Origin of the sequence: Bradyrhizobium sp. SRL28, from assembly GCF_018596315.1 — a bacterium.
Taxonomy (GTDB): Bacteria; Pseudomonadota; Alphaproteobacteria; order Rhizobiales; family Xanthobacteraceae; genus Bradyrhizobium.
The window spans coordinates 213,393-231,551 of the sequence record NZ_JAHEAG010000007.1 but is presented as its reverse complement, the minus strand read 5'-3'; the positions used below and the strand labels follow the sequence as shown (position 1 = coordinate 231,551).

The 18,159-nt window shown below is 61.9% G+C and carries 19 protein-coding genes; 11 read left to right on the top strand and 8 right to left on the bottom strand.

Annotation, left to right across the window (positions count from 1 at the left end):
* Window positions 1-42: 42 nt before the first annotated feature.
* Complete coding sequence (locus tag KIP88_RS18255) at window positions 43-774, top strand: glutathione S-transferase family protein (RefSeq protein WP_214489326.1); 732 nt, start codon at window positions 43-45, stop codon at window positions 772-774.
* Here KIP88_RS18255 and KIP88_RS18250 read toward each other — a convergent pair whose 3' ends face one another.
* Entirely contained in the window at window positions 775-1,407 is a 633-nt protein-coding gene (locus tag KIP88_RS18250) for a pyridoxamine 5'-phosphate oxidase family protein (RefSeq protein WP_214489325.1), read from the bottom strand. It lies immediately after the preceding gene.
* Window positions 1,408-1,526: 119 nt separating this feature from the next.
* Between KIP88_RS18250 and KIP88_RS18245 the strand changes: the two genes are divergently transcribed.
* Complete coding sequence (locus tag KIP88_RS18245; protein ID WP_214489324.1) at window positions 1,527-2,420, top strand: LysR family transcriptional regulator; 894 nt, start codon at window positions 1,527-1,529, stop codon at window positions 2,418-2,420.
* Here the strand turns inward: KIP88_RS18245 and KIP88_RS18240 are convergent.
* Window positions 2,417-2,845 (bottom strand): PaaI family thioesterase, encoded by a 429-nt coding sequence (locus tag KIP88_RS18240; protein WP_214489323.1) that lies wholly within the window; start codon window positions 2,843-2,845, stop codon window positions 2,417-2,419. The two genes, KIP88_RS18245 and KIP88_RS18240, sit on opposite strands and share 4 nt — an antisense overlap.
* A gap of 331 nt (window positions 2,846-3,176) precedes the next feature.
* Window positions 3,177-4,346: a 4-hydroxybenzoate 3-monooxygenase gene (gene pobA / locus KIP88_RS18235; protein ID WP_214489322.1), complete on the bottom strand. Its 1,170-nt coding sequence runs from the start codon at window positions 4,344-4,346 to the stop codon at window positions 3,177-3,179.
* A 239-nt stretch (window positions 4,347-4,585) separates the two neighbouring features.
* Between pobA and KIP88_RS18230 the strand changes: the two genes are divergently transcribed.
* The 9 genes from KIP88_RS18230 (at window position 4,586) to KIP88_RS18190 (ending at window position 13,518) form a co-directional block, all read left to right on the top strand.
* Window positions 4,586-5,602 (top strand): TRAP transporter substrate-binding protein, encoded by a 1,017-nt coding sequence (locus tag KIP88_RS18230; RefSeq protein WP_214489321.1) that lies wholly within the window; start codon window positions 4,586-4,588, stop codon window positions 5,600-5,602.
* 79 nt (window positions 5,603-5,681) lie between these two features.
* Window positions 5,682-6,191 (top strand): TRAP transporter small permease, encoded by a 510-nt coding sequence (locus tag KIP88_RS18225; protein WP_214489320.1) that lies wholly within the window; start codon window positions 5,682-5,684, stop codon window positions 6,189-6,191.
* 5 nt (window positions 6,192-6,196) lie between these two features.
* Window positions 6,197-7,513: a TRAP transporter large permease gene (locus KIP88_RS18220; protein ID WP_214489319.1), complete on the top strand. Its 1,317-nt coding sequence runs from the start codon at window positions 6,197-6,199 to the stop codon at window positions 7,511-7,513.
* Window positions 7,514-7,654: 141 nt separating this feature from the next.
* Window positions 7,655-8,119 (top strand): DUF3237 domain-containing protein, encoded by a 465-nt coding sequence (locus KIP88_RS18215; protein ID WP_214489318.1) that lies wholly within the window; start codon window positions 7,655-7,657, stop codon window positions 8,117-8,119.
* Window positions 8,120-8,359: 240 nt separating this feature from the next.
* Window positions 8,360-9,160, top strand: coding sequence for a crotonase/enoyl-CoA hydratase family protein (locus tag KIP88_RS18210; protein WP_214489317.1), 801 nt, complete (start codon window positions 8,360-8,362; stop codon window positions 9,158-9,160).
* Window position 9,161: 1 nt separating this feature from the next.
* Window positions 9,162-11,048, top strand: coding sequence for a feruloyl-CoA synthase (locus KIP88_RS18205; RefSeq protein WP_214489316.1), 1,887 nt, complete (start codon window positions 9,162-9,164; stop codon window positions 11,046-11,048).
* 34 nt (window positions 11,049-11,082) lie between these two features.
* Window positions 11,083-11,844 (top strand): SDR family NAD(P)-dependent oxidoreductase, encoded by a 762-nt coding sequence (locus KIP88_RS18200; RefSeq protein ID WP_214489315.1) that lies wholly within the window; start codon window positions 11,083-11,085, stop codon window positions 11,842-11,844.
* Between the two features lie 13 nt (window positions 11,845-11,857).
* Window positions 11,858-12,277, top strand: coding sequence for a thioesterase family protein (locus tag KIP88_RS18195; RefSeq protein ID WP_214489314.1), 420 nt, complete (start codon window positions 11,858-11,860; stop codon window positions 12,275-12,277).
* A gap of 89 nt (window positions 12,278-12,366) precedes the next feature.
* Window positions 12,367-13,518, top strand: coding sequence for an ABC transporter substrate-binding protein (locus tag KIP88_RS18190; protein ID WP_214489312.1), 1,152 nt, complete (start codon window positions 12,367-12,369; stop codon window positions 13,516-13,518).
* Window positions 13,519-13,640: 122 nt separating this feature from the next.
* On the opposite strand, the gene KIP88_RS18185 is transcribed toward KIP88_RS18190, so the two are convergent.
* From KIP88_RS18185 to KIP88_RS18165, 5 genes are all read right to left on the bottom strand, one after another.
* Entirely contained in the window at window positions 13,641-16,214 is a 2,574-nt protein-coding gene (locus KIP88_RS18185) for an EAL domain-containing protein (protein WP_214489310.1), read from the bottom strand.
* 231 nt (window positions 16,215-16,445) lie between these two features.
* The gene (locus KIP88_RS18180; RefSeq protein ID WP_214489309.1) at window positions 16,446-17,087 is read right to left on the bottom strand and encodes a trans-aconitate 2-methyltransferase; all 642 of its coding nucleotides are present in this window, start codon (window positions 17,085-17,087) and stop codon (window positions 16,446-16,448) included.
* 116 nt (window positions 17,088-17,203) lie between these two features.
* The gene (locus KIP88_RS18175; protein WP_249790849.1) at window positions 17,204-17,575 is read right to left on the bottom strand and encodes a hypothetical protein; all 372 of its coding nucleotides are present in this window, start codon (window positions 17,573-17,575) and stop codon (window positions 17,204-17,206) included.
* Window positions 17,572-17,760 (bottom strand): hypothetical protein, encoded by a 189-nt coding sequence (locus KIP88_RS18170; protein WP_214489307.1) that lies wholly within the window; start codon window positions 17,758-17,760, stop codon window positions 17,572-17,574. Before KIP88_RS18170 ends, KIP88_RS18175 begins: the two co-directional genes overlap by 4 nt.
* Window positions 17,761-17,952: 192 nt before the next feature.
* Window positions 17,953-18,147: a hypothetical protein gene (locus KIP88_RS18165; protein ID WP_374226479.1), complete on the bottom strand. Its 195-nt coding sequence runs from the start codon at window positions 18,145-18,147 to the stop codon at window positions 17,953-17,955.
* Between the last annotated feature and the right edge of the window lie 12 nt (window positions 18,148-18,159).

Here is an 18,159-nt window from a genome sequence, read left to right as displayed (position 1 = left end):
GGCGCTAGCCTCGGAGCACGTTTAGGAAGATCGGAGACCAGCATGATTACCCTTTATGGCTTCGGCGCCGGTTTCGGCCTGCCGGAGATCAGCCCCTTTGTGACCAAAACCGAGGTCCAGCTGAAGATGGCCGGTCTTGCCTATCGCAAGGAGAAGGCCAAGCCGCCGGCCTCGCCGAAGGGGCAATTGCCCTACATCGTCGATGAAGCCGAGACGATTGCCGATTCCACCTTCATTCGCGCGCATCTGGAAGCCAAATACGGTTTCGATTTCGACGCTCCGCTCAGCCTGCAGGCGCGTGCGCAGGCCTGGGCCTTCGAGCGGATGATCGAGCACCATGTTTATTGGGCGCTGGTCGGCGCGCGCTGGGTCGATGGCGACAATTTTGCCAAGGGCCCTGCACATTTCTTCGACAGCGCGCCGGTTCATCTGCGTGAGAAAATGCGCGAGGACGCGCAGTTCCGCGTCGCCGAGAATTACCTGCTCAGCGGCCTCGGCCGTCACGCTCCCGAAGAGGACGTCGATCTCGCCGTGCGCTCGCTGTTTGCGCTGTCGGTGCAGCTTGGTGACAAGCCATTTCTGATGGGCGAAACGCCCTGCGGCATGGACGCCACCGCCTTCGGCGCGCTCGCCGGAATTTTGACGCCGTTCTTCGAATCGCCGCTGCGGCAGCGGACCGAGCAGTTCGCCAACCTCACCGCCTATGTCGACCGGATGATGCTGCTGTATTATCCGGAATTCGCCTGGGCGCCGGTGCAGCAACAAGCTGCGTGATCATGGCGCCGTCTGTACGGGCTGGCCCTGCAAAGCGGCCAGCTCCGCTTCGAGTTCGGCGATGCGGGCATCGCGAACGGCGAGCGCCTGCGCAACGTCCGCGGCGTCGAACTTCTGCGGGATATGCTGCGGGCAATTGGTGTCCCACGCCGAGATCTTGAACAGGATGACCTGCTCGGGCCGCGCCTTGTAGCCTTGCGGCATCAGCGATTTCGTTAGAGCGGGATCGTCTTCCACCACGCGCGCCTCGCCCCAGATCTTCACGCGGCGGCGATGCGTGTAGTCCATCACGAAAATATGCGCTCTTGGATTCTCCGACAGGTTGCCTTGGGTGATGTATTGCCGGTTGCCGCTGTAGTCGGCAAACGCGATCGTGTTCTTGTCGAGGATTTTGACAAAACCCTTCGGCCCGCCGCGGTGCTGGATATAGGGCTGGCCGTCCGCGGCAGCCGTCGCGAGATAGAAGCTGTTGGTCTCGGCGAGGAAGCCGGCGAGATTCTCGTCGATCTCGGTGCGCCAGCCGCCGCGCTCCTCGACATGGGCATAGGCGTCGCGCGAGCCCTTACGGCTCTGGATCGCCTTCACCGCCGGGGTGAAGGCCACGTCGCTGGAATAGGTGTGAACGTCAGACATCTGAGCCTCCGTTACGGGGCGCCAAAACGGGTCGTCCTCGGCCTCCAAAATGGATATTTCTATAATCTAAACAATCTGGAGTATTGACACTTCACTATTGCAGATTATGCAATAGTCCGATGGACCGGATCGATGCCATGCAGGCCTTTGTCGCCGTCGCCGACCTGCAGGGTTTTGCCCCCGCGGCCCGCAAGCTCCGTCTGTCGCCGTCTGCTGTCACGCGGCTGATCGCGGCGCTGGAGGAGCGGTTGGGCGCGCGGCTGCTGCAGCGGACCACACGGCAGGTGACGCTGACCGACGCCGGCTCACGCTACCTGGAGCGCGCGCGGCGGATCTTGGCTGATATCGGGGAGGCGGAGGGGGCCATCGAGGGCGAGCGTACGCGGCCGGAGGGGCAGCTCGTCATCTCGGCGCCGGTCGGTTTCGGCCGGCTGCATGTCAGCGGAATCGTGACCGCCTATCTGAAGCGCTATGGCGATGTCGGCGTCGACCTCCGTTTGTCGGACCGCATGGTCAACCTCGTCGAAGATGGCGTCGATCTCGCGATCCGGATCGGCCATCTGCCCGACTCGACGCTGGTGGCGCGTCATGTCGGCGAGATGCGGCGGATCGTGGTGGCCTCGCCCGGCTATCTCACAAAGCGCGGCGCGCCGGAGCGGCCGCAGGAAATCTCCGCGCATGACACGATCCAGTTCGGCGCCATGACGGCGGCGCTCGACTGGCGTTTCGTCGAGGGTGGCCGCGAGATCCGCGTCGCCAGCACGCCGCGATTTGCCACCAACAGCTCCGACGCCGCGATCCAATATGCGGAAGCGGACGGCGGGCTGACACGGGTGATGGCCTACCAGGCCGCCGAATCGCTGAAAGCGCAGCGGCTCAGAATCGTATTGGCGCAATTTGAACAGCCGGCGCTGCCGATCCACCTCGTCTATCCGACGTCGCGGCTGCTCTCGGCCAAGGTGCGCACCTTCATCGACCTCGTGACCGAGATGGCCGACTGGCATTTTGGTTAGGGCACAGGTTCCTTCTTCGGCACGACGCGAAACGTCGCGTTCGCCCGCGCGATCACGACGTCATCGGCCTTGATCAGGCTCTGCGCGAAGCAGATCGTCTTGCCGGTCTTGACCACATCGCTCTCGACCGCGAGCCATTGCCCGACTTCGGCGGTACCGACGAAATCGACCGCGAGCCCGATCGTCACCAGCGAGGACACCCCGCCCATGATATGAGCGCAGCTATGGCCCATCGCGTTGTCGGCAAGCGCTGCGATCAGTCCGCCATGAATCAAGCCGCGACCGTTGGTGTGCGGTTTTGCAAGACGCAGCCCGATGATAACGGCCTTGTCGGTCCGCTTCGAGTAAAGCGGCTCCCATGGGTCGGTTAGCGGGCTGCGGCGGGTGTGGGGCTCAAAACCCTCGGGGGTGTCGGTGGCTGTCATGTGTGGCTCACGTGCTGACGATGTTTCTCGTCATTGAACGCACGTGGCTTGCGAAGTCACCGCCTACAAAGTTTTAAACGGGATTCGCATGGGTGTTTGAAATGCCGCGCTCTTTCGTCATTGCGAGCGGAGCGAAGCAATCCATGCTTCCGCGTATGCGGGACGATGGATTGCTTCGTCGCTTCGCTCCTCGCAATGACGGCGGTATTGTCTCGAATTCGTCCGTCTAAACGGCAGCAGCACTTCGTAGGGTGGGCAAAGCGAAGCGTGCCCACCATTTACAGTTAGCATTCGAATGGTGGGCACGCTTCGCTCTGCCCACCCTACAAGCTTAAAACGGCAATCCCACATAATTCTCCGACAGCGACGCCGAAGCTGCCTTCGAACTGACTAGGTAATCCAGCTCGGCAAGCTGGATGCGCGCGCCGAATTCGCCCTCGTCGGGGAATTTATGCAGCATCGAGGTCATCCACCAGGAGAAGCGCACGGCCTTCCAGACCCGCGCCAGCGCTTTTGCCGAATAGCCATCAATGCCGGCCGAGGATTTCTCGTCGTAATATTCGCGGAACGCCTGCGAGAGGTAATGCACGTCGCTGGCGGCAAGGTTCAGCCCCTTGGCGCCGGTCGGCGGCACGATGTGGGAGGCGTCGCCGGCCAAAAACATCCGGCCGAAGCGCATCGGCTCGGCGACGAAGCTGCGCAGCGGCGCGATGCTCTTTTCGATCGAGGGGCCGGTCACGAGTTCGTCGGCGGCCTTCTGGTCGATCCGGCGCTTCAGTTCGTCCCAGAAGCGCTCGTCCGGCCACTGTGCGATATCGTCGTCGAGCGGGCATTGCACGTAATAGCGGCTGCGGCGGGTCGAGCGCATGGTGCAGAGCGCAAACCCCCGCGCGTGGTTGGAATAGATCAGCTCGGGGCTGACCGGCGGGGTTTCCGACAGGATGCCGAGCCAGCCGAACGGATAGATCCGCTCATAGGTCTGGATCGCCGACGGCTTGACGCTGGCGCGGCTGACGCCATGAAACCCGTCGCAGCCGGCGATGAAGTCGCATTCGATCTCGTGCGTGAGGCCGTCCTTGACATAGCTGACGCGCGGGCGGTCGGTATCGAAATCGAGCGGTTTGACGTCGGCGGCCTGATAGACCGTGGTGAGGCCGGCCGCCTTGCGGGCATTCATCAGGTCGAGCGTCACTTCGGTCTGGCCGTAGATCATGACGGTCTTGCCGGTGGCGCCGTGCATGTCGATGCGGTGGCGTGCGCCGCCGAACGCGAGTTCGACCCCATGGTGGACCAGCCCCTCGTGATGGGCGCGCTGGCCGGCGCCGACCTCGTCGAGCAGCGCCACCGTGCCCTCTTCGAGCAGGCCGGCGCGGATGCGGCCGAGCACATATTCCGGCGTCTGGCGCTCGAGAATGATGTTTTCGATGCCGTAATGGTGTAATAGTTGCCCAAGCAACAATCCTGCCGGACCTGCACCTATGATTGCTACTTTTGTCCTCAATACTGGCTCCCCGATTGCTGTAGTCTGCTGCTCGCCGCCCGCGGACTTGCCCCGATAATTATATCATATAACGTTTTTGGCAAAGCACGTTGGCGCAAAAACCGTGAAGCGCAGTTCGCCGCAGCGCAACAACGATGCGGCCGGATGTCCGTCTTGAAAAAGCGGGTGGACTAGATAACATGTTAAATAATGGGGCCGCGCACCAATAAGGGCCCGTCATGCCAGGGGAGAGAATGTTCATGAGAAAAGCGTTGTTGGCGCTGCTGCTTGCAGCCGGTGTGACGCCTGCGTTGGCGCAGGAAAAGACCTTCGAACTGAAGATTTCGCACTGGGTGCCGTCCTCGCACCCCCTGCAAAAGTCGCTGGAAGACTGGGCGGCCGCCGTCGAAAAGGATTCCGGCGGTACCATCAAGTCCAAGGTGTTTCCGGCCCAGCAGCTCGGCAAGGCGTTCGACCACTACGATATGGCGCGCGACGGCATTGCCGACGTCACCTATGTCAACCCCGGCTACCAGCCCGGGCGGTTCCCGATTATCGGCGCAGGCGAACTGCCGTTCCTGATGTCGGATGGCAAGGGCGGCTCGATGGCGCTCGACGCCTGGTACCGGAAATATGCCGAGAAGGAGATGAAGGACGTCAAGTTCTGTCTCGCCTTCGTCCATTCGCCATCGTCGTTTCATTCGCGGACCAAGAAGATCGTCGTGCCCGACGACATCAAGGGCATGAAGATCCGTCCCGCCCATGCCACCATGGCCAATTTCGTGACCCAGCTCGGCGGCACCAACGTGCAGTCCTCGGCGCCGGAGGTCCGCGACATCATCGAGCGCGGCGTCGCCGACGCCGTCACCTTTCCTTGGGGCTCGCTGCTGCTGTTCGGCATCGACAAGGTGACCAAGTACGACATGGAGGCGCCGCTCTATGTCACGACCTTCGCCTTCGTGATCAACAAGGACAAATACAACCAGATGTCCGACAAGCAGAAGAAGGCGATCGACAACAACTGCAACACGGAGACCGCCGGCAAGGTCGGCGAGCATTGGGGCAAGATGGAGGACGCCGGGATCGCGAAGATCAAGGCGGAGTCCAGCCACGAGGTCTACAAGCTCACACCCGAGCAGATCGGACTTTGGAAGAAGGCCGCCGAACCGCTGGTCAAGACCTGGGGCGACGGCGTCAAGAAGAACGGCGGCGATCCGGATGCGGCGCTGGCCGAGCTCAAGGCTGAGCTGACCAAGCATAACGCGCTCGCGCAGTAGACGCGTAAATACCCTTCCGGCGGCAGGAATTCTCCTGCCGCCGTTTTCCCCCTGCCATTGTCAGCCGTTCGGAGCGGACATGAATCGCGCGTGGATGGATCGTTTCATCGACACCATCGAATGGATCGCCGCCGGCTTTGTCGGCATCGTGGCGCTCAACATCTTCATCGGCGTGCTGCTACGCAACACCTTCAACTATGCAATCCCGGATTCCTTCGATATCGGGCGCATGCTGCTCGGCATCCTGATCTTCTGGGGCATCGCCGCCACCAGCTATCGTGGTGGCCACATCACCGTCGACCTGGTCTGGGCCAATGTCGGGCCGAAATACCAGCGCATGATCGATGTGTTCGCGACGCTGGTGCTGCTGTTCGTGGTGGCGGTGCAGACCTGGACGCTGTTCGACAAGGTGCACGGCACCTACAACGACAACGTCCTGACTTTTGACCTGCGCATGCCGACCTGGCCGTTCTTCGCCATCGCCTGGGCCGGCGACGGCGCCGCGGTCCTGTTGATAGCAATCCGCACCTATCGGCTGATCTTCCATCCGGAGGATATCCATGACGCCAAAGTGAAGACGGTGGAGTAGGTCGCATGGGTACCGATGCCGTCGCCGTCCTCGGATTTGTCGCGCTGTTTGCGCTGATGCTGCTGCGCGTGCCCGTGGGCATGGCGATGGGCCTCGTCGGCGTCTGCGGCTTCGGTTATCTGGTCGGCTTTGCGCCGGCGCTGAAGCTGGTCGGCCAGACCTCGATGCGCACGGTTACCGACTACACCTTCGGCGTGATTCCGATGTTCCTCCTGATGGGAACGTTCGTCAGCAATTCCGGCATGAGCCGCGAGTTGTTTCGCGCTGCCAACGGTTTTGTCGGCCATTTACGTGGCGGGCTTGGCATTGCAACGGTCGGGGCCTGCGGCGGCTTTGCCGCGATCTGCGGCTCGTCGGTGGCGACCGCTGCGACCTTCTCCGCGGTGGCCTATCCGGAAATGCGCCGCTTCGGCTATCCGCAATCCTTTGCCACCGGCGTGATCGCGGCCGGCGGCACGCTGGGCGCCATGCTGCCGCCGTCGACCGTGCTCGCGGTCTACGGCATCATCACCGAGCAGGACATCGGAAAACTGTTCATCGCCGGCATTATTCCCGGCATCCTCGCGATGACGATGTACATGCTGACCATCGCGCTGATCGGCTGGGTCCGCCCGGGCTTCCTGCCGAAGGGACCGCAGACCACCTGGCACGAGCGCTTTATTGGCCTCAAAAACATCTGGGCGCCGGTGCTGCTGTTCATCTTCGTGATCGGCGGGCTCTATGGCCTGCCATTTTTGCCGCGCTTTACGCCCACCGAGGCGGGCGGCGTCGGCGCCACCGGTGCGTTCCTGATCGGCGTGCTCACCGGGCGGCTCAACAAGGAGAAAATCCTGAACTCGCTGCTGCAGGCGACCCGCACCGCGGCCGCAGTGTTCACGGTGCTGATTGGCGCGCTGATCTTCGGCTACTTCCTGACGGTGACGCAGACTCCGCAGAAGGTCACGGAACTCCTCACCGGCCTCGGTCTCGGACCCTACGGCATCCTCGCTTTGATCATGGTCATGTACCTGGTGCTGGGCTGCCTGATGGATGCGATGGCCATGATCATCCTCACGGTACCGATCATCTTTCCGGTGATCGTCCATCTCGGCTTCGACCCGATCTGGTTCGGCATTATCATCGTGATGACGGTCGAACTCGGCCTGATTCATCCGCCGGTCGGCATGAACGTGTTCGTCATCAAGAGCGTGGTGAAGGACGTGTCGTTCTCGACGATCTTCCGGGGCGTGATTCCGTTCGTGGTCACCGACCTGATCCGGCTCGTGATCCTGATCGCATTTCCGATGCTGGCGCTATGGTTGCCGCAGCGTATGGCTGGATAAGTCTCAATTCCTCATCCTGAGGAGCCCGCGGAGCGGGCGTCTCGAAGGATGCAGGCCACTGTGCCTAATGGTTCGAGACGCGCTTCGCGCTCCTCACCATGAGGGAGTTGTGGCATAGTCAAGACAGAGTGCAGGTGCCCGATGACGACCCCGCAGCTTTCGACCAAATATGTCTTCACCATCACCGCCCGAATCGGTGAGGTGACCTCAGCCGGCGAGATCGGCACCGGCGTGCGCCGGATCATTCCGATCATCGGCGGCGAGGTGAACGGCGAGGGCATCAACGGCAAGGTCTGCCCCTTCGGCGCCGACTTCCAGATCATCCGACCGAACGAGCTGATCGAGCTCGAGGCCAAATACGCCTTCGAGACCGACGACGGCGCGGTGGTCTATGTCGAGAATAAGGGCCTGCGCTTCGGCCCGGTCGACTTGCTGCAGAAGCTCAAGCGCGGCGAGCCGGTGGACCCCACACTGATCTATTTCCGCACCGTGCCGCGGTTCGAGACCGGGGCCGCAAAATACCGCTGGCTGATGGAAAACCTCTTCATCGGCTCCGCCGCCCGCCACGCCGACCGCGTGGTGATCGACGTGCATCAGGTGCTGTGAGCGCGACTTCACTTACCCTCCCCTGGAGGGGGAGGGTAAGTGAAGCGGCGGGGTGGGGTGACGGTCTCTCCACGTCTAACAGTGCCCGAGTTGAGAGATCACCCCACCCCGTCTCACATTTCGCTTCGCTCAATGTGAGCCGACCCTCCCCCTCCAGGGGAGGGTGGGCACCACCCGTATTGACTCCTCCCAAAATCGTTATAAAATATAACTATTCTGCACAGGAAGTAATACACGCCCATGGGAAACGCCTCCACCGCATCAGCGGGTCCATCCGACCTGCTCAAGATCGAGCAGAAGGGCGCGGTGCTGACCGTGGGCCTCAACCGTCCGGCCAAGCGCAATGCGCTGAACGACGGCATCATCCTCGCGATCCAGGATTGTTTCTCCAATCTGCCTGATGGGACAGGCGCCGTGGTCATCCATGGCGTCGGCGATCATTTTTCCTCCGGCCTCGATCTGTCGGAACTGACCGAGCACGACGCCACCGAGGGCCTGCGGCACTCGCAGATGTGGCACCGGGTGTTCGACCGCATCCAGTATAGCCGCGTTCCCGTGATCGCGGCGCTGAAGGGCGCGGTGATCGGCGGGGGGCTGGAACTGGCGTGCGCGGCGCATATCCGCGTCGCCGAACCGTCAGCCTATTTCGCGCTGCCCGAGGGCCAGCGCGGCATTTTCGTCGGCGGCGGCGGATCGGTGCGGCTGCCGCGGCTGATCGGCGTGGCGCGGATGATCGACATGATGCTGACCGGCCGGGTCTATTCGGCCACTGAAGGCTCGGCCTATGGTTTCTCGCAATACCTCACGGACGCCGACGGCGCGCTGCCGAAGGCGCTGGAACTTGCCGAACGGGTGGCCGCGAACGCGCCGCTGACCAATTTCGCGGTACTGCAGGCGTTGCCGATGATCGCGGAGGCCAATCCGCAGACGGGCCTGCTGATGGAATCTCTGATGGCGACGGTGGCGCAGAGCGACAAAGAGGCAAAGCGCCGCATTCGCGCGTTTCTCGACCACAAAACCGCAAAGGTGAAGCCGACCTGACATGAGCGCCAAGCCCAGCATGTCCGCCTCGACCGTTTCAGCCGCGCGCGCCGATCATCCGCTGCGCCCGATCTCATTCGGCACGCCCGCGGTGCATGTCGAGCGCCGCGACGACGGCACCATCTATCTGCGCCCGAAAGCGCAACTACTCGACTATCCCGTGCGCATCACCGACCGCCTGCATCATTGGGCCGAGGCCGCGCCCGATCGGGTCTTCATGGCGGAGCGAAACGCCGCGCGGGGCTGGCGGCAGATCACCTATGCGGAGCTGCTGGCGTCGTCGCGACACATCGCGTCCGCGCTGCTGGCGCGCGGCCTTTCGGCGGAGAAGCCGGTCGTCATTCTCTCCGGCAACTCGGTCGATCATGCATTGATCGCGTTCGGCGCGCTCTATGCCGGCATTCCCTTCTGCCCGGTCTCGCCGGCCTATTCGCTGGTGTCGCGCGACTACGGCAAGCTCGCCTATCTGATGAAGCTGCTGACGCCGGGCCTCGTCTTCGCCGACGACGCCACGAAATTCGCCGATGCGCTGGCCGCCAACGTTTCGTCCGGAACCGAGATCGCTGCCTCGCGCGGCACGGTGCCTGGGCGCGATGTAACAAGTCTTGCCGATCTGATGGCAACCCCATTGCATCCGCGCCTCGACGCCGTACACGAGGCCATCGGGCCGGATACGATCGCCAAATTCCTGCTGACGTCGGGCTCGACCGGAAACCCCAAGGCGGTCATCAACACCCAGCGCATGATCTGCGCCAATCAGGTGATGCTGCGCGAGACGCTGGCGTTCCTGAAGGACGAGCCGCCGGTCATCGTCGACTGGCTGCCGTGGAATCACACGTTTGGCGGCAACCACAATATCGGGCTGACGCTGTACAATGGCGGCTCGATGTATCTCGACGAAGGCAAGCCGATGCCCGGCGGCATCGAGGAGACCGTGCGCAATCTGCAGGAGATTTCGCCGACGGTCTATTTCAACGTGCCCAAGGGCTATGAATCGCTGCTGCCCTATCTGCGCGACGATGCGGGCTTGCGCAAAAAATTCTTTGCTCGCCTCCATGCGATGTTCTTCTCGGGCGCCGCGCTGTCGGCCTTTGTCTGGAACAGCCTCGACGAACTTTCGGTCCAGGAAACCGGCTATCGCGTGCCGATGCTGACCGGACTTGGCGCCACCGAGACCGCGCCGTTCTTCATGTCGGTCAATCCGCACACCAGCCGCTCCGGCCATGTCGGGCTGCCGGTGCTGGGCAATGACGCGAAACTCGTGCCCAACAACGGCAAGCTGGAAGTTCGCGCCAAAGGGCCGAACGTCATGCCGGGCTACTGGCGTCAGCCTGATATGACCGCGAAGTCCTTCGATGAGGAGGGCTTCTACAAAATGGGCGATGCGTTGAAACCGGCAGACCCCGATAATTTCGACGCCGGGTTCGATTTCGACGGCCGCACCGGCGAGGACTTCAAACTCGCCAGCGGCACCTGGGTCAGCGTCGGCCCGTTGCGCGCGCGCTTTGTTGGAGCTTGCGCGCCGCTGGTGCGCGACGTCGTCATTGCCGGCATCAACCGCGACGAAATATCGGCGCTGGTGGTGCTCGACCTCGACGGCTGCCGCCTGATCAATCCGACGCTTCCATCAGACGATCTGGCCGCTGCTGCGTCTGATCCGCTGATCGTTGCGGCCTTTCGCGAACGCTTCCAGCAGTTCGTCGCGGGCGCGACCGGTTCGTCGACGCGGATCACGCGCGCGGTGCTGCTCGATACGCCGCTCTCGATCGATCGCGGCGAGGTCACCGACAAGGGCTCGATCAACCAGCGCGCGGTTCTGGAAAATCGCAACGCGCTGATCGAGGAGATTTATTCATCGGCGCCACCGGCGCAGGTGATCACGCTTTAGTAAATTCGAACAAGAGTATGTCAGGGAGAGCACCATGCAGTTGAAGGACCAGGCCGCCATCGTCACCGGTGGCGCATCGGGATTGGGCGCCGCGACAGCGCGCCGGCTCGCGGCGCAGGGCGCCAAGGTCGCGGTCTGCGATCTCAACGCCACGCTCGCCGAAGCCGTTGCCGCCGAGATCGGCGGCACAGCCGTGATCTGCGACGTTTCCGACGCAGCTTCGGCGGAAGCGGCGATCGCCAAGGCCGCGGCGGCCCACGGTCCGGCGCGCGTGCTGGTGAACTGCGCCGGCATCGGCGTCGCCAAGCGCGTGATCGGCAAGGAAGGTCCGATGGCGCTCGGAGATTTCGACAAGGTGATCAAGGTCAATCTCATTGGCTCCTTCAACATGCTGCGGCTGGCGACGGCCGGCATGTCGAAGCTGGAGCCGCTTGCGACGGGCGAGCGGGGCGTCGTGATCTCCACTGCCTCGGTCGCAGCCTATGACGGCCAGATCGGTCAGTCGGCCTATTCGGCCTCGAAGGGCGGCATCGTCGCCATGACGCTGCCGATCGCGCGCGAACTGGCGCAGTTCGGCATTCGTGTGTTGACGATCGCGCCCGGCCTGTTCCTCACGCCGCTGCTCGCCAACCTGCCGCAGGAAGCGCAGGACTCGCTTGCCGCCTCGATCCCGTTCCCGCGCCGCCTCGGTCAGGCCGATGAGTTTGCTTCATTGGCGCTGCACATGATCGACAACCCTTATTTGAACGGCGAAGTGGTGCGGCTCGATGCCGCGCTTCGTATGGCGCCGCGCTAGGATATTCCAGCTCATGTTCATTAACCGGCGCGACGTGCAGATCCAGTGGGGCGATTGCGACCCCGCCAACATCGTCTACTACCCGCGCTATTTCGCGATGTTCGACGATTCGACTTCGATCATGTTCGAAGCCGCCGGTTTTTCGAAACAGGACATCATCCACAAATACGGCCTGGTCGGCATACCCATGGTGGATACGCGGGCGAAATTCCACATCCCCTCGACCCATGGCGACTGGATCAGAATCGAAAGCCGGATCGACAGCTTCAAGCGATCCTCTTTTGAGGTGGTCCACAACGTGTTCAAGGGCGAGGCGCTGGCGATCGAGGCGTTCGAGACCCGCGTGCTGGTCGGCAAGCATCCGGACGACCCCGCGAAGCTGAAATCGGCCCCGATGCCACCGGAGATCATCGAGCGATTCATGCGGGGCTGACTTAGGTCTGCCGCATGGCCTAAAGAAGGGGCTGAATTGCCCACGGGACTTTGCTTAAAACGATAAATAGATAATCCAGGGAGGAATGAATGAAGAAGGCTTTTCTGTCCGCGGCGTCTGTCGTAGCGGCCCTCGCTTTGCCGGGCTTGCCGGCCATGGCGCAAACCAACGAGATCACGGTCGGCATTTCGATCACCACGACGGGCCCCGCCGCGGCGCTCGGCATTCCCGAGCGTAACTCGCTCGACTTCGTGCCGAAGGAAATCGGCGGCGTGCCGATCAAGATCATCACGCTCGACGACGGCGGTGATCCGACCACGGCTACAACAAACACGCGGCGCTTCGTCACCGAGTCCAAGGCCGACATCATCATGGGGTCGTCGACGACGCCCTCGACGGTTGCGGTTGCCACCGTTGCGAACGAGGCGGGCATTCCGCATATCGGCCTCGCGCCGTTCCCGATCACCGAAGCGCGCATCAAGTGGTCGGTCGCCATGCCGCAGCCGATTCCGATCATGGGCAAGGTGCTCTACGAGCACATGAAGGCGCATGGCATCAAGTCGGTGGGCTATATCGGCTACTCCGATTCCTACGGTGATCTCTGGTTCAACGATTTCAAGAACCAGGCCATTCCGATGGGGATGACGCTCGCCACCGAGGAGCGTTTTGCGCGCCCGGATACGTCGGTCGCGGGCCAGGTTCTGAAACTCCTCGCCGCCAATCCGGACGCGATCCTCGTCGGCGCTTCCGGGACCGCCGCGGCGCTGCCGCAGACCACGCTGCGCGAGCGCGGCTACAAGGGCCTGATCTACCAGACCCACGGCGCCGCCAGCATGGACTTCATCCGTATCGCAGGTGCGGCGGCCGAAGGCGTGATCATGGCGTCCGGGCCGGTGATGTCGCCGGAAACCCAGCCCGACAGCGCGCTGACCAAGAAGCCGGGTCTGGCGCTCAACACCGCCTATGAAGCCAAGTATGGCGCCAACAGCCGCAGCCAGTTCGCCGGTCATTCCTACGACGCCTTCGAAGTGTTGAAGCGCGTGGTGCCGGTGGCGCTGAAGACGGCCAAGCCGGGAACGCCGGAATTCCGCGAGGCGATCCGCCAGGCGCTGCTCACGGAGAAGGAAATCGCGGCCAGCCAGGGCGTCTACAACTTCACCGAAAAGGATCGCTACGGCCTCGATGACCGCTCGCGTATCATCCTGACCGTGAAGGACGGAAAGTACGTCCCGGCGAAGTGAGGCGCGTGGTCTGTAGGGTGGGCAAAGCGTAGCGTGCCCACCATGGATCGGCGAACAAGAGAGATGGTGGGCACGGCGCTGTCGCGCCTTTGCCCACCCTACGGAAGCCGGAGATTGCTCGCCTAACCGCCCGTCGACGCAATCAGCAACGACGGCGCTGGTTGCGAACGGACCTCCTCGACGCTCCTGCGCATCACCCGCGCCTGCTCGGCGGCATGCGCGACCAGCCATCGCTCGAATACTTCGGGCGACATCGCCCTCGCGAACAAATGTCCCTGCACGACGTCGCAGCCGAGTTCGGCCAATAGCTTCCGTTGTCCCTCGGTTTCGACGCCCTCGGCGACCACGGCCATTTTCAAACTCTGGCCGACGCGGACGACGGCGGTGGCGATCGCGAGCGCGCTGGTGTCGTGCTCGATGTTGCGCATGAAGCTGCGATCGATCTTCAATTCGCGGATCGGCAAGTGCGCCAGCCGGCTCAGGCTCGAATAGCCGGTCCCGAAATCATCCAGCGACAGGCCGACGCCGAGCTTGCGTATCGCATTCATGGTTTCGATCGCGGCCGAGCGCTCGTTCACGAGCACGCCTTCGGTGATCTCGAGCATCAATGTCTGGGGCGGAAGGCCATTGGCCGCGATGGTCTCCGCCACCACGGCCGCAAGCTTCGCATTCTGGAAATTGAGCGGCGACAGATTGACCGCCACGCAGGGGACGTCCAGTCCGGCACGGCGCCATGCCGCCATTTGCCGGCATGCTTCGCGGATCGACCATAGGCCGATCTGCTCGATCAGTCCGACTTCCTCGGCCAGCGGGATGAATTTCGAAGGCGGGACTTCGCCAAGCTCAGGATCGTTCCAGCGCGCCAGCGCTTCGACGCCGTAGAGGGCGCCGTCGACGGTTCGGGTCTGCGGTTGATAGACGAGCTTCAACCGGTCATTTGCGATGGCCTGGCGGAGCGCCGCACTGAAGACGAGCCGCTGCTCGGCGAGGCGGTTCATGTCGGCGCTGAAGAAGCGATGGGTAGAACGGCCAGCCTGCTTGGCCTCGGACATCGCCGCGTCGGCCTGCTGCATCAGGGTATCGATGTCGGTCGCGTTGTCAGGATAGATGCTGATGCCCATGCTGACGGAGATCGGTATCTGCCTGTTGTCGAGCAACAGCGGCGACGTCAGCGCGTCGGTGATGTTGGAGGCGACCAGCGAGGCGCGCGCCGGATCGCAGTTCGGCAACACGATGACGAACTCGTCGCCGCTCAGGCGTCCCAGCAGGTCGGACGGCTGGATGCGGGCACGCAGCCGTTTTGCAAAATCGACAAGCAGCGCATCGCCGGCCGAGTGTCCGAGCGTATCGTTGACGTCCTTGAAGTGATCGAGGTCGAGAAATATCAGCGCGAGTTGCTTGCCCCGGCAATCGTCGATGGCCTGGTTGACCAGTTGGCGCAACTGCGCGCGGTTCGGCAGCCCAGTCAGCATGTCGTGGTAGGCGAGCCGGGCAATCTGGGCGCGCGCCTCCTTTCGCTCGATCGCCAGCGCCCCGAGGTGAACGCAGGCATCGACGATCCGTTGATGCCAGCGGCTTGGCGCGCGGCACTCCCTGAAATAGAAGGCAAAGGTTCCGATCACGCGGCCGTCCTTGGCCTTGATCGGCGTCGACCAGCAGGCTTTCAGGCCGGCCGCGAGCGGCATCGCCTTGAACGGCTGCCAGCGCGGGTCGTTGTCGATATCCGACGCCAGCACCGGCTGCCCGTAATAGGCGGCCGATCCGCACGAGCCGATGTCGGGCCCGATGGCGACGCCGTCGAGTGCGCGCGAGTATGCCTCAGGCAGGCTCGGCCCACCCAGCGGGTGGACCAATCCATCCGAATCGATATGCAGCACCGAAGAGACGACGTCGGGCGCAAGGACTTCGACACGCCGGCAAAGCTGATCGGCGATGTCAGTTAGCGGAAGTTCATCGGCCAGCGCGCCCATGATCAGTTGCTGCAGCGACCGTAACTGCTTGCTTTCGGTGATGTCGGTCAGCAGGGCGAACAGGTACTTGATCCGGCCGCGCTCGTTGCGGAACGGCTTGACCGTGGCCGAGACCCAGATTTCGTCTCCGATCTTGTCGTATGCGAGGACTTCCTCTTCGTCGCTACTTCCATCGCAGATCCGGCGCCGCAACCTGGCCAGGGTCTCGCGGTCGGTGAATGGGCCGGCGAGCAACTGGTTTGCTTGCCGTCCCTGCGCTTCCTCAGGCGAATATCCGAACATTCGGGAGAACGCGGCGTTGGTGTAGACGACCTTCAGCTTGCGGTCGGTGAGGACAACAGCACGGTTGGTCTTGTCGGCCACGAGGGTGAGAAGCGCGATCCTCTCGCGTCGTTCAACCTCCGCGGTGATGTCGCGAACGAAGGCCATGTAGTGGGATCGGCCACCGATCTCAACACGCGAAATCGATACCGCGGCTCTGAGCCGGCTGCCGTTACTGCGCCGGATCGTGATCTCGGAGTTTGGCCCGAGGTCGGTCAATCCGAGACAGCTTGCATCGAGTCCAAGGACGTCGTCGCGGGCAACGCCCCAGATCACTTCGGCCGCAGCATTGAAGTGGCTGATACACAGATCGCTATTGACGATGACGACGGCATCGCTGGCCTGCTCGAGTGCGGCAAGCAGGAACGCGGTGGTTTCGACCGTTGGGCGACCGGAAGCGTGCATCGTCTGACCTTGTGATTCCCTCAGCCATCATCGGCGCCAAGCCGGATAAAATGGCTGCAGTCACGCAAGGATAGAAGGCCGCGAGTGTTCAGGATGTTGTGCAACCCACAAGGAAGCGGTGGGAACACATATCATGATTAAGGCTTCGTTAATGAAGGCGGGGCACGAAATCCACTTTCAAAGGCAAGCCGAAGCTACACGAAGCCTCTCTGTCGGGTTATCGAATCCGAGTCAGGAGGCTTTCGGTGCTCGAAGTGCGTACAGTCTTTGATAGATCATCGACTCCGGCATCCAATCAAGCAATTTGTGTCCAAGTGGCAGCTTGATCAGGTTGGCGATAATCTTGGATGAAGGCGGATGCCAATAAACGGACAGGTTATAAAATCTAAGGGGGACGAATCCTAAAGTCGTGAACTCGTGCATCAATCGCTTATGACCGAAGTGTCTTCTGTAGTCCACGATTGGACCCGAAAGCAGAAGTATTTTGCCAGCGTGTTCTTTGGCGACTTTCTCCAAAAACGCCCCCCGTTCCTCCAGGGAGAGATAGTAGACGCATTCGATGGCTGCGATCACGTCGTAACCCTGAAATGATGCTTGCAGAAAATCAGCGCTTTCAAATCTGGCGTTTGGCAAATTTAGCGATTTGGCGCGAGCAATCGCTACATCGCTTATGTCGATGCCAACCACGGATCGTGCTTTGCCAAAAATTGCGTGGGTCAAGTGGCCTTCGCCACAACCGAGTTCAAGAACGGATTTGTTCCGGATGATTCGCTTCAGACATCGGCGCAAGACCTTGTCCCTGAATCGCGCGTGGGAAATATGCCAGGGGTCAGGGGCGGCGTAATAGAGATTGAAATCTGCAGCCGTTCGCATTGCTGGTCTTCCGCTGTGCGGTTAGTTGCAAAGCAAGGGCTCTTCGCGAGTCGCCAAAATTGTCTGTGGCGCGCAGGTGCGATTCCGGCGCTTCGAGACTTTCCCTTGGGGCACGCCTATTGCATTTCCACCCTTTCGCGCCATCGCGCTTCGAAAGTATCAGGATCATTGGGAGCCCAAGCCCGCGCGTCTAATGGATGGCCAGGTTTCTCTGTGACGACTTTCTCAGTGACGACGCTTTTGATTTTTCCGTTGGAAGCGGGTCGCGCGGACGCCTCCTTGCGCCATTCCAGCATCGATTTCGAAAGCATGGGCTTGCCTTCGTACCAGCACTTTCGTCCATCGATCAGACGATAGGACCACCAGCGCCCATGCTGATTTGATGGCTTCGTGGCGCTGCATTGTTGTTTGGCCTGCGCATCTGGCACCCCGACTGGCAAGACCGTAGCAGTCCAGACGGCCAAGGCGACTGAGGGCAGTTTCCTCATTTGGGCACTGCGAGACTGCCTTGTTGCTGCAAGCGGCTTACAGCAACCACCAAATCGGGGCGTTCTAGAACTTCCACCAACCTGTCGAGGATATGCTCGTTATTCTGCGGCCGCGGCCGAAGGTATTCTTCCAGTATGAGTTGCGCTTCGTTGATCGCCTGAAGAGCCAACTGTTGATCAGTCATCGCTTCCTCATCAAAATTTGTTAATCGGTCACCTCTTCTTACCCATCAAGAAATTGTCGTCGCGCAGAAAAATGAGCGAGAAATCAAGTCGCTTTTGAGAAGCGCCCCCGCTTTTTTGGGTTCCCGGATCAATTTTTATTTCAATGCGGGAGCCCTCGGCGCACGGTCGGGGCTTTCTGGTGCGACACCACTTCAGAAGTCGACGTGCTGGAAGGTCCGGGCGACGCTTCGTCTAGCCGAGGTTGGGATCATTGCCATGCGGTCATAGCGGACGCCACGCTCGGCGAGAATACGATCGGCGAAGTGCTGCACGTCTCCGCCTGATCCCTTGAGAGCGGTCACCTCCATGCAGCTATCGTCGTCGAGATGGACGAGTGGCCAGTGCAGAAAGGCCCAGCA

Bases quoted from the DNA above. Each gene is read 5' to 3' on its own strand.
- KIP88_RS18220 (WP_214489319.1), top strand. From the start codon at position 6,197: ATGGGTACCGATGCCGTCGCCGTCCTCGGATTTGTCGCGCTGTTTGCG.
- KIP88_RS18210 (WP_214489317.1), top strand. From the start codon at position 8,360: ATGGGAAACGCCTCCACCGCATCAGCGGGTCCATCCGACCTGCTCAAG.
- KIP88_RS18170 (WP_214489307.1), bottom strand. From the start codon at position 17,760: ATGACTGATCAACAGTTGGCTCTTCAGGCGATCAACGAAGCGCAACTC.
- KIP88_RS18240 (WP_214489323.1), bottom strand. From the start codon at position 2,845: ATGACAGCCACCGACACCCCCGAGGGTTTTGAGCCCCACACCCGCCGC.
- KIP88_RS18200 (WP_214489315.1), top strand. From the start codon at position 11,083: ATGCAGTTGAAGGACCAGGCCGCCATCGTCACCGGTGGCGCATCGGGA.
- KIP88_RS18215 (WP_214489318.1), top strand. From the start codon at position 7,655: ATGACGACCCCGCAGCTTTCGACCAAATATGTCTTCACCATCACCGCC.
- KIP88_RS18205 (WP_214489316.1), top strand. From the start codon at position 9,162: ATGAGCGCCAAGCCCAGCATGTCCGCCTCGACCGTTTCAGCCGCGCGC.
- KIP88_RS18180 (WP_214489309.1), bottom strand. From the start codon at position 17,087: ATGCGAACGGCTGCAGATTTCAATCTCTATTACGCCGCCCCTGACCCC.
- KIP88_RS18250 (WP_214489325.1), bottom strand. From the start codon at position 1,407: ATGTCTGACGTTCACACCTATTCCAGCGACGTGGCCTTCACCCCGGCG.
- KIP88_RS18175 (WP_249790849.1), bottom strand. From the start codon at position 17,575: ATGAGGAAACTGCCCTCAGTCGCCTTGGCCGTCTGGACTGCTACGGTC.
- KIP88_RS18245 (WP_214489324.1), top strand. From the start codon at position 1,527: ATGGACCGGATCGATGCCATGCAGGCCTTTGTCGCCGTCGCCGACCTG.
- KIP88_RS18225 (WP_214489320.1), top strand. From the start codon at position 5,682: ATGAATCGCGCGTGGATGGATCGTTTCATCGACACCATCGAATGGATC.
- KIP88_RS18255 (WP_214489326.1), top strand. From the start codon at position 43: ATGATTACCCTTTATGGCTTCGGCGCCGGTTTCGGCCTGCCGGAGATC.
- KIP88_RS18185 (WP_214489310.1), bottom strand. From the start codon at position 16,214: ATGCACGCTTCCGGTCGCCCAACGGTCGAAACCACCGCGTTCCTGCTT.
- KIP88_RS18195 (WP_214489314.1), top strand. From the start codon at position 11,858: ATGTTCATTAACCGGCGCGACGTGCAGATCCAGTGGGGCGATTGCGAC.
- KIP88_RS18190 (WP_214489312.1), top strand. From the start codon at position 12,367: ATGAAGAAGGCTTTTCTGTCCGCGGCGTCTGTCGTAGCGGCCCTCGCT.
- KIP88_RS18230 (WP_214489321.1), top strand. From the start codon at position 4,586: ATGAGAAAAGCGTTGTTGGCGCTGCTGCTTGCAGCCGGTGTGACGCCT.